This window comes from Yaniella sp. (genome assembly GCF_030453185.1).
Taxonomy (GTDB): Bacteria; Actinomycetota; Actinomycetes; order Actinomycetales; family Micrococcaceae; genus Yaniella.
The window spans coordinates 19,719-29,046 of sequence record NZ_JAKDKW010000025.1; the positions used below are offsets into that span (position 1 = coordinate 19,719).

A 9,328-nucleotide genomic window follows, 5' to 3' on the forward strand; every position below is an offset into this window, starting at 1 on the left:
GGTATTTGAAAGGGAGAACTCGTGAGGAATAAGACGTCACGCGCACTGATCGGCCTAGCCATAGCGGGGGCCGGACTGTTGACAGCGTGTTCGGGAGATGACCCGTTGGCCGCTCAGGCGGGGAACTCCGAAGGCAAAAATTACATTGCCGGTGACGGCTCGGTTATGGAAATCGCCGAGAACGACCGTGGTGAACCCGTAGAATTTTCGGGCGAAACTTTCGACGGTGAAACCATCAGCGGAGACAGTCTTGACGGACCAGCACTGGTCAATTTCTGGTATGCCTCTTGCGCTCCATGTCGAGTGGAAGCACCCCACCTGGCCGAACTCAGCACTGACTTCCAGGACGACGTCACGTTCATGGGTGTGAACGTGCGCGACGGTGCCGAAACCGCGGAGGCCTTTGAACGCAACTTTGATATCGAATACCCCTCCATTGCAGGCAGCGACGGTCAAGTACTTCTTCAATTTGCTGACTACGTCCCTCCACAAGCAGTGCCCACCACCCTGGTACTGGATGACCAAGGCCGGGTCGCGGCACGCGTACTCGGAGCGGTTGAGCAATCGACGCTGAAGTCGTTGCTCACCGGTGTGGTGGATGAATGAATAACCCATTCGCCGAGATCGCCTTAGATGGGTCGATGTGGTTGGCGATGCCCGTTGCAGCTCTAGCCGGACTCATCTCATTTTTGTCTCCGTGCGTGCTCCCGCTCGCACCCGGCTACCTCGGCTATGTTTCAGGACTCTCCGGTGCCAGCGTAGAAGATACCAAACGCGGCCGGATGCTGATTGGAACCTCTCTCTTTGTCCTGGGTTTCACCGCTGTGTTCGTCACCGCCGGCTTGCTCCTGAGCCGCGCGTTTATTTGGCTCAAAGGTGATGGCCAGTGGCTCACCCAGGTGCTGGGTGGCGTCGTCATTCTCATGGGCATCGTGTTCATGGGCGGGCTGTCTTTCTTCCAGCGCGACAGGAAAATTGGCTACCAACCCACAGCCGGACTGTGGGGCGCACCCGTGCTCGGGATGATTTTCGGGCTCGGCTGGGCGCCCTGTATTGGCCCCACCATGGCGGCCGTGATCGCCATGTCCACAGCCGGCTCCGATAACCTGTGGCGCGGTGGCATTTTGGCCGTGGTCTATTCGTTAGGCTTGGGTCTACCATTTATTTTGCTGGCCTTAGGTTTCTCCCGCGGGATGAAACGGCTGGCGTTTTTCCGCAAGCACCGACTGTTCATCATGCGGGCCGGTGGCATCCTATTGATACTGCTTGGTTTAGCTATGGCTACCGGCTTGTGGACTGACTGGACCAATCAGCTGCAAGGCTGGTTCGCCAACGAGGTGACACTACCAATTTGAGTAAAACACAGTCCAACCTGCCTGCTCTAGGATTCCGCGGTACGATGCGGTTCTTCTGGAGGCAACTGACCAGTATGCGTACCGCTCTGATGCTGCTGCTCTTGCTGGCTGTCGCAGCCGTACCAGGTTCATTATTTCCACAGCGCCGTGCTGGTGCTGACGTTGTCGAAACCTGGATTGACGATAACCCGACGATCGGACCGATCCTCGATTTCCTGGGAATGTTCGACGTCTACTCTTCGGTGTGGTTCTCAGCGATCTATCTGCTGCTCTTCGTCTCGCTGGTCGGCTGTCTCTGGCCGCGCGGCAAACAGCACTTCAAAACCCTGCGCCAACCGCCGGCTCGTACCCCGCGCAACCTCAAGCGCCTGCCCGAGTACGGCCAGCTGATTCTGGAATCCAACGGACCCACGCCAGAAGAAGCCCTGGTCGATGCAGAAAAACTGCTCAAAAAGTCCGGGTACCGGACTGAATTGCGCGACGGATCTGTTGGCGCCGAACGCGGCTACGTCCGCGAAATTGGGAACATTTTGTTCCACTTCGGCTTACTCGGAGTCATCGTGTTCATGGGCATCGGCGGTCTCTATAAATATGAGGGTCAGAAGATTATCGTCGAAGGCCAAGGTTTTACCAACAACCTGGTCTCCTATGATTCCTTTACCCCCGGCACCGCCTTCTCTGAAGAACGTCTCGCGCCATTTGGGATCCAACTGGAAGACTTCGATGTAGTCTTTGACCGCGACTCCGAAACCCACTTCGGCCAGGCCCTGGACTACACGGCAACCATGCAGGTAACCCCCGGACCGGGCGAAGAAACGTATCAAGACACCATCAAGGTCAACGACCCGTTGACCGTCGACGGCGTCCGCGTCTTCTTGGTGGGTAATGGCTACGCTCCAAATATCACCGTGACCGATGGGGAAGGCGATGTTGCCTACTCCGGTCCTGTCATCGCACAGATCCAAGACCCGAACACGAACAGTTCGCTCGTGGTCCTGAAGGTTCCAGACGCCCAACCAGAACAACTTGGCTTTGTGGGACTGTTCTTACCGACTTCCTATACCGGTGACGACGGTGTCGCGGTATCGATCGACCCGGATGCCTATAATCCGGAGCTGATCCTCAACTCGTATCACGGCGATCTGGGTCTCGACGATGGAACCCCACAAAACGTGTACGTGCTGGATACCGATGGCATGACCGAAATGAACTCCCGCAACAACGAAAACGGCGGTATCACGCTCGGAGTGGGGGACAGCTACGATCTGCCCGACGGCATGGGTTCCATTAGTTTTGACGGTTGGGACCGCTATGTTGGCCTCGATCTGCACTATGACCCATCTAAATGGGGCGTAGGCTTCTTCTCGAGCCTTGCGTTGGTTTCCCTCGTAATATCGCTGTATGTTCGCAGGCGTCGTGCCTGGGTAAAAGCTACGGAACGAGATGGCCACACCGTTATCGAATACGGGCTGCTCGCGCGCGGCGAGACCTTTGGCCTGCGTGAGGAAAATATCAAGCTTCGCCAATCGTTTGATCACACCTGGCCGGTTATCCCGCCAGATACTTCGGAGGACAAATGACACCTATTAATGAAACGCTGGCCCAGTACAGCGAACTGTTCATGCTCATCGCAGCATTGATCTACTTGGTCTCATTCTTCTTTTTCTCCTGGGATATGGCATCCGCATCCCGGTCTATTAGAAAACTGGAGAACGAACTCGAAACCGTCAATACGAAGGAACTGGTCGGAGCCTCTGGTCCTTCGGTAAACGAGCCCAACGACCGCAAGCAACTGGTCTCCGATGACATGGAATACACCGACGGCATCAAACGCCCGGCAGCCAATATCGGTGTGGCGATTCTGGTCGTCGCCATGCTGGCCCACGCCTTTGCGGTGGTGGCTCGTGCCGTGGCAGCGTCTCGCGCGCCGTGGGGCAACCTGTATGAATTCATGACCTCCGGTGCGCTCGTCATCACCGTGGTCTACCTGCTCTTCCTACTGCGCAAAGATCTGCGCTTTGTGGGGACCTTCGTCTCCGGTGTCGTCCTGCTCATGATGATGGGTGCGACCATCGGCTTCCCCACACCCGTTGGCAATGTCCAGCCGGCACTGCAATCCTGGTGGCTGATCACTCACGTGTCGGTGGCCGTGGTGGCTTCTGGGATCTTTGCGCTGACCTTCTCGATGTCCGTGCTGCAGCTGATCAAACAGCGCGCAGAGAAACAGGGGCCGGTCAACGGATTCATGCGCTTGGTGCCTTCGTCGTCAGCGCTGGAAAACTGGTCCTACCGGCTCAATGCCGTCGCGTTTGTCATGTGGACCTTCACCTTGATCGCCGGCTCAATCTGGGCAGAACAGGCTTGGGGTCGCTACTGGAACTGGGATGCCAAAGAGGTCTGGACCTTCGTGATCTGGGTGATCTACGCCGGCTACCTGCACGCACGCGCCACCCGCGGTTGGACGGGCACCCGATCGGCCTGGTTGAACATCACGGGGTTCCTCGCGTTGGTGTTCAACTACACGATCGTCAATCTGTACTTCCCGTCGCTACATTCTTACGCGGGGTTCTGATCCTCGTCTGAATCGTCTTCGAGGTCTTCTTCACGACGACGAAGTTCACGCTCGCGTCGATCGAGTTCTTCGTCCCGCCGTTTCTGGTTCCGTTGAACATCGAGCGAACGTAAGAATTCTTCGTCGTCGTCCGGGGTCGTCGGACGTGTAGGCCCGGAGGTCTTCTGGAAGCCCTGCACCGTTGACGCCAGATACGAGTTTTCATTGCCGAACAACAGCCACAGCACACCACCAATGAGCGGAACGAGAATAATGACCACAATCCAGATGCCCTTGGGCATGATGCGGGTGCGAGCAGATGGCGTGGAAATCGCTTCAATGAGCGCATAAATCATGACGCCGACTGAAACGATGATCAGGGGAATTAACAAACGTGGCATACCCTCCATCTTACGAACTTGCTGGCTATAACGCACACCTCACCAGAACGGAGACAACATGAAATTTTGGCTCTATACCGGACTGCGGTTCATCCTGTTCGGTCTCGGATTTTTCGTTACCCTCTTCTTCACCCAATCTCTGATTTTCGCGCTATTGGTCGGCCTGGTGACAGGCTTCGCCCTAACCTACCTGTTCACCCCAAAATTGCGGAAAGACGCGTCTGAAGACCTGATGCGTGCACTTGATTCTCGCAAACGCAATAAGACCGCCGTTGACGACGCCGACGCCGAGGACGCTTACACTGAGGGCCGTTTCGCAGACGCGGAAGACCTACAGCAGGAGACCAAGAGTGAACAAAACGGCGTAGAGGACACCAAATAAGCCGGTCATTTTCAGCACTGGAATCAGCTGACCGCGTTCTTTTGCTTCCAGCATGATCATCGACGGACGAATTGATGCGACCAAGAGTAACAGCATCACCCACATCCACGGATGCTCCGGCACGAAAAATAGTGGCGCGGCGACGGCAACGGTCAGCATGATCGGGTACGACCAGCGAGCTGCTGTGTCACCGAGACGCACTGCCAAGGTCAGCTTGCCGGCCTCGATGTCCGTGGGGATGTCTCGAACGTTATTGGCCATGAGCAGGGCCGTTGAGACCAAACCGGCGCCCACCGCACCTGCCCAGGATGGTCCTGAGACTTCACCGGTTTGTGTATACGTGGTGCCCAACACGGCAACCAAACCGAAAAACACAAAAACGAATACTTCGCCCAGCCCCGAGTAACCATAGGGTTTGGAGCCACCCGTGTAGAACCAGGCGGCGATAATGGCCGCAATTCCGACGACGACCAGCCACCATAGCTGCGACCAGATGATGAGCCCGAGTCCGGCCGCAGCTGCGATACCGAAAAATGCGAACGCCATGTTGCGAACGGTTGCCGGGGTCGATGCTCCCGACCCGGTAATGCGGAATGGGCCCACGCGGTCGTCGTCGGTGCCACGGATCCCGTCGGAGTAGTCATTGGAATAGTTGACTCCGATCTGCAGAGCCAACGCCACGATCAGCGCGAGGAATGCTTTACCAAGATGGAAGCTTTCCAGATCTGCGGCAGCTGCCGAACCGACCACCACGGGCGCAATTGCCATGGGGAGTGTACGTAGTCGGGCGGCTGCCACCCAGTGTGAAAACGATGCCAAACTTATTCCTTTGCTAACCAATGAGTGAGTGTAAGTCGATCCGGTTTGCCGTTTTCTAACATCGGCAATGCCTCCAGCCTTAACCAAATTTTTGGGACCGCCGGCGCGCCGAGTTCCTGGCGCACGGCATCGGCCAGGATATGCTGGGCGGCCGTGCCTGTGACGGCTGCGCAAACTCGCTGGCCCCAGTGACCATCGTCGATACCGGTAACGAATGCTTCCGGAACCCAACGCTGCAGGACCTGTTGAACCTTCGCCGCCGAGACCTTGATCCCGCCGGTGTTCATGACGTCGTCGAGTCGGCCGTGGACACGTACGACGTCGTCAACCGCACCGTAATCATCCGTCAGATATGAGCCGTTCTGAAAATGCTTGGCCGTCAGTTGTGGATCATCAAAGTAACCGGCAGCCACCATCGGACCGGTTACTCGGAGGCGGTCGACCCCATTGTGCTCAACCGTATCTACGGTGACGCCGGGTAGGGGAGTGCCGTTATACACGCAACCCCCACAGGTTTCTGACATCCCGTAGGTGGTATACAGATTCAGGCCATAGCGTTGAGTGGCCTGCGTGATCGTCTCAGGAATTGCCGAACCGCCCACCAGAATCGCCGAATACGACTGCAGTGCGGCAATCGCGTCCTCGTGTTCCAACAGTCTGGTGAGTTGCGTTGGCACCAGCGAGACCGCCGTAAAGTCGTGTTCCAACCGTTGGGTCCCGGCGATAAACTCTTCGGGGCTAAACCCGGGGTCAATGACCACTGGCTTGGTTCCGGCGGCAACCGAACGAGAGACGACCGCAAGGCCCGCCACGTATTGGGTGCCCACCGCTAACAGCCACTGGCCTTGTCCGCCAATGCGTGCGGCGGTGGCGTTCGCCGAAGCGTTCAGCGCCGACGCCGTCAACAGTGTTTGTTTCGGCGTTCCCGTTGAACCGGAGGTCCGAATGACGGCGACAGCGTCCCGATGCCCACGCTGTGGATCGGTAATTTCCGGTCGATGGATGACGCCGTGAGCGGTCGCCTCGAATGGTGTTCCGGTAGCGAGTGCTTCGTGGACGTCCATTAGAAATAGTACGGGTAGTTTGACCAGTCTGGGTCGCGTTTTTCAAGGAATGCGTCGCGACCTTCGACAGCCTCGTCGGTCATGTAGCCCATGCGTGTGGCTTCACCGGCAAAAACTTGCTGGCCTGCCATGCCGTCATCAGCAAGGTTGAAGGCATATTTCAGCATGCGAATAGCCTGTGGTGATTGGGCGTTGATATCGGCCGCATATTCTAGAGCAACGTTTTCTAAGTCCTCGTGCTCTACGGATTCGTTGATCGCGCCCATTTCGAGCATTTGATCTGCCGAGTATTCCCGTGCCGTGAAAAAGATTTCGCGGGCACGCTTTTGGCCGACGTGGCGTGCCAACAGTGCGGAACCATAGCCAGCATCGAATGAGCCAACGGTGGCATCGGTCTGCTTGAATTTTCCGTGCTGTTTTGACGCCAGTGTAAGGTCAGCGACCACGTGTAGTGAGTGACCACCACCAGCGGCCCAGCCGTTGACCACTGCCACGACGACTTTCGGGCTGGTACGCATCAGACGCTGTACTTCTAGGATGTGGAGTCGACCGGCACGTGCTGGGTCGACAGATTCTGCCGTCTCACCTTCGGCATACCGGTAACCGTCACGGCCACGGATCCGCTGGTCGCCACCAGAACAGAAGGAATGCCCGCCGTCCTTGGCCGACGGCCCATTTCCAGTGAGTAGGACGGTTCCGACATCAGAAGTCATCCGCGCGTGGTCGAGAGCTCGGAAGAGCTCATCCACGGTGCCGGGACGGAACGCATTGCGTACCTCTGGGCGGTCAAATGCGATACGGGCGGTACCGAGGTCACGCACCCAGTTGCCATCGGCGTCACGCTCTACGTGGCGGTGATAGGTAATGTCTTCGAAATCGAAGCCCTGGACTTCACGCCAGACGCTTGGGTCGAAGATATCGGAAACTTTTTCTGGAACAGGATAGTTACTCACATCGCCTAGTCTATACAACATGGTCTCTTCAACAGTGCAGTATCTTCATCCAGCCGACTGGTCCGGGGCCCGCAATGCGTGGCAGGTCAGACAAGACTTGTGGCGTATGGGTCGATTTGAATGGGTCGACGCTCATGGTTGGCAACAAATGGTCGATGACGGCGTTGCCACCGTGATCGATGTGCGGACGCCTCCCGAAGTGAAACCTCGCGAATTGGATCCTGTATCCGAGATGCCCGGTGAGATACGTCGAATTCATTGGCCGGTAGAAGACATCGACCATGAGACGTTCTGGGAACGAAACTCGCCATACCCAATGCACCCGGATGCCTATCAGGACACGATGGATACCTTCGGGGATCGGGTCGCCACCGCAATTTCCACGGTGCTTGATGCCTGGCAGCACGGCGGAACCGTGCTGCACTGTACGGCGGGCCGAGATCGAACCAGTCTCGTGCTCGGATTAGTTCTGCAGCTACCGGACATTCCCGGTGGGGCCGCGGATTGGGAAGAACAACAACGCGTCTACGCCTCGGGAGCGCACGGTATAAACGAGCATCATCGGACCAGCCCGATACCGCATCCGTATGAGTCGTATTTGGAACCGGATGCGTTTCAGCGTGAGCTGTCTGATCGTCTTGCGAGCTACCACAAGTTCTTACAGGAATGGCCGGGCGATCGAGTTCTAGAGCTCTTGAAACAGAACGACTCGCAGTAAGATCCCATTGCCACTCGCAATGTCATTGTTACTCAAGTATTCAAGTATTATAATGTGAAATATCGGCAAATTCTGGGCATTGAGGGTTCTCTTTCCGTGTCTCAGCGGGTATAGTAAACGTATGATGGATTCCATGACAGGTGCAGCAAGGGTGGCGCAGGTTCGTGCCATGTTGGACATGTTGGATCCCTCCGATTCCTCGGCACAATGTATTGATCGGCTCCAAACGTTGGCACGGCTAAAGGCTCGGATCGCCGCGTTAGAAGTCGAGGAAATCGCAGACCTAGAACACCACCGTCACGAAGAAGAAGCCGCGCGCGGTGTCCCCAAGTCCCGGCGTGGTCATGGTTTTGCTGCTGAGATCGGGCTGGCTCGTGGTCAGTCCCCGGCGCGGGGTAGTAAGCACTTACAGGCTGCGCAGTGCTTGGTGCAGGACATGCCCAAAACGCTCAATGCTCTGGCGTTAGGCCAGCTTGATGAAGAGCGCGCTCAGGCTGTGGTTAAGGAAGTCTCCTGGCTGACACCCGAACACCGGACAACAGTCGATGCACTGATGGCTGGGCAGTTTGAGGGGCTGGGGCCACGGAAGTTGGCTGGTAAGGTTCGGGCGCATGCTGAACGGTTAGACCAACACGGCGCGCTCGAACGCAACGAGATCGCTTACTCAGAACGTCGCGTTACGGTGCGTCCAGCCGCCTACGGGATGGCGTGGGTGACTGCGCTAGTCTCCACCCAGCAAGCCGTGGGGATCTTGGCGACGTTAACTCGTGATGCCAATAGTGTGGTGAACTCTGGTGAGACGGCTGATCCAACGGATCCTACCGGCCAACCCCGTGGCCATGGTCAGATTATGGCTGACCTGTTTGTGCAACGGGTCAATGGGCACGCACCGGCTGCGGTGCCTGCTGAAGTCCAGGTCGTGATGACCGATGAAGCGCTCTTTGCTGACGGAGACACCCCGGCCTGGGTGACCGGCCACGGCCCCATCCCAGCCCAACTGGCCAAACGATGGCTAGCAATGCCAGAGACAGACGTTTTCCTGCGAAGGGTCTTTGCTCGGCCGGGTGATCACCAACTGGTGGGCA

At 57.2% G+C, this 9,328-nt stretch carries 11 protein-coding genes; 7 read left to right on the forward strand and 4 right to left on the reverse strand.

The window, feature by feature from the left end; translation table 11 throughout:
• Positions 1–21: 21 nt before the first annotated feature.
• Genes L0H14_RS05605 through ccsB form a run of 4 tightly spaced genes read left to right on the forward strand, consistent with a single transcriptional unit; the run spans position 22 to position 3,927 of the window.
• Positions 22–606: a TlpA disulfide reductase family protein gene (locus tag L0H14_RS05605; RefSeq protein WP_301418873.1), complete on the forward strand. Its 585-nt coding sequence runs from the start codon at positions 22–24 to the stop codon at positions 604–606.
• Positions 603–1,355: a cytochrome c biogenesis CcdA family protein gene (locus L0H14_RS05610; protein ID WP_301421479.1), complete on the forward strand. Its 753-nt coding sequence runs from the start codon at positions 603–605 to the stop codon at positions 1,353–1,355. The genes L0H14_RS05605 and L0H14_RS05610 overlap by 4 nt, the downstream gene beginning before the upstream one ends.
• The gene (locus L0H14_RS05615) at positions 1,352–2,935 is read left to right on the forward strand and encodes a cytochrome c biogenesis protein ResB (RefSeq protein ID WP_336621723.1); all 1,584 of its coding nucleotides are present in this window, start codon (positions 1,352–1,354) and stop codon (positions 2,933–2,935) included. Before L0H14_RS05610 ends, L0H14_RS05615 begins: the two co-directional genes overlap by 4 nt.
• On the forward strand, positions 2,932–3,927 hold the full coding sequence (gene ccsB / locus L0H14_RS05620) for a c-type cytochrome biogenesis protein CcsB (RefSeq protein ID WP_301418869.1): 996 nt from the start codon (positions 2,932–2,934) through the stop codon (positions 3,925–3,927). The genes L0H14_RS05615 and ccsB overlap by 4 nt, the downstream gene beginning before the upstream one ends.
• Here ccsB and L0H14_RS05625 read toward each other — a convergent pair.
• On the reverse strand, positions 3,912–4,307 hold the full coding sequence (locus L0H14_RS05625; protein WP_301418867.1) for a PLD nuclease N-terminal domain-containing protein: 396 nt from the start codon (positions 4,305–4,307) through the stop codon (positions 3,912–3,914). The genes ccsB and L0H14_RS05625 overlap by 16 nt on opposite strands.
• Before the next feature lie 58 nt (positions 4,308–4,365).
• On the opposite strand from L0H14_RS05625, the gene L0H14_RS05630 reads away from it, so the two are divergent.
• The gene (locus L0H14_RS05630; protein ID WP_301418865.1) at positions 4,366–4,689 is read left to right on the forward strand and encodes a DUF4229 domain-containing protein; all 324 of its coding nucleotides are present in this window, start codon (positions 4,366–4,368) and stop codon (positions 4,687–4,689) included.
• Here L0H14_RS05630 and L0H14_RS05635 read toward each other — a convergent pair.
• From L0H14_RS05635 to L0H14_RS05645, 3 genes are read right to left on the reverse strand one after another with little or no spacing between them, the layout of a single operon-like run.
• Positions 4,639–5,508, reverse strand: coding sequence for a 1,4-dihydroxy-2-naphthoate polyprenyltransferase (locus L0H14_RS05635; RefSeq protein WP_301418863.1), 870 nt, complete (start codon positions 5,506–5,508; stop codon positions 4,639–4,641). The genes L0H14_RS05630 and L0H14_RS05635 overlap by 51 nt on opposite strands.
• A gap of 2 nt (positions 5,509–5,510) precedes the next feature.
• Positions 5,511–6,572 carry an AMP-binding protein gene (locus L0H14_RS05640; protein ID WP_301418861.1) on the reverse strand — a complete coding sequence of 354 codons (1,062 nt, stop codon included), beginning with the start codon at positions 6,570–6,572 and terminating at the stop codon, positions 5,511–5,513.
• The gene (locus L0H14_RS05645) at positions 6,572–7,546 is read right to left on the reverse strand and encodes a 1,4-dihydroxy-2-naphthoyl-CoA synthase (protein ID WP_301421480.1); all 975 of its coding nucleotides are present in this window, start codon (positions 7,544–7,546) and stop codon (positions 6,572–6,574) included. The genes L0H14_RS05640 and L0H14_RS05645 overlap by 1 nt, the downstream gene beginning before the upstream one ends.
• Here L0H14_RS05645 and L0H14_RS05650 point away from each other — a divergent pair.
• Positions 7,545–8,243, forward strand: a complete 699-nt coding sequence (locus tag L0H14_RS05650) for a tyrosine-protein phosphatase (RefSeq protein ID WP_301418857.1) — start codon at positions 7,545–7,547, stop codon at positions 8,241–8,243. The two genes, L0H14_RS05645 and L0H14_RS05650, sit on opposite strands and share 2 nt — an antisense overlap.
• A 133-nt stretch (positions 8,244–8,376) precedes the next feature.
• A partial coding sequence (locus L0H14_RS05655; RefSeq protein WP_301421481.1) for a DUF222 domain-containing protein occupies positions 8,377–9,328 on the forward strand: 952 nt, incomplete at its 3' end.

Bases quoted from the DNA above. Each gene is read 5' to 3' on its own strand.
- L0H14_RS05610 (WP_301421479.1), top strand. From the start codon at position 603: ATGAATAACCCATTCGCCGAGATCGCCTTAGATGGGTCGATGTGGTTG.
- ccsB (WP_301418869.1), top strand. From the start codon at position 2,932: ATGACACCTATTAATGAAACGCTGGCCCAGTACAGCGAACTGTTCATG.
- L0H14_RS05645 (WP_301421480.1), bottom strand. From the start codon at position 7,546: ATGTTGTATAGACTAGGCGATGTGAGTAACTATCCTGTTCCAGAAAAA.
- L0H14_RS05640 (WP_301418861.1), bottom strand. From the start codon at position 6,572: ATGGACGTCCACGAAGCACTCGCTACCGGAACACCATTCGAGGCGACC.
- L0H14_RS05650 (WP_301418857.1), top strand. From the start codon at position 7,545: ATGGTCTCTTCAACAGTGCAGTATCTTCATCCAGCCGACTGGTCCGGG.
- L0H14_RS05625 (WP_301418867.1), bottom strand. From the start codon at position 4,307: ATGCCACGTTTGTTAATTCCCCTGATCATCGTTTCAGTCGGCGTCATG.
- L0H14_RS05630 (WP_301418865.1), top strand. From the start codon at position 4,366: ATGAAATTTTGGCTCTATACCGGACTGCGGTTCATCCTGTTCGGTCTC.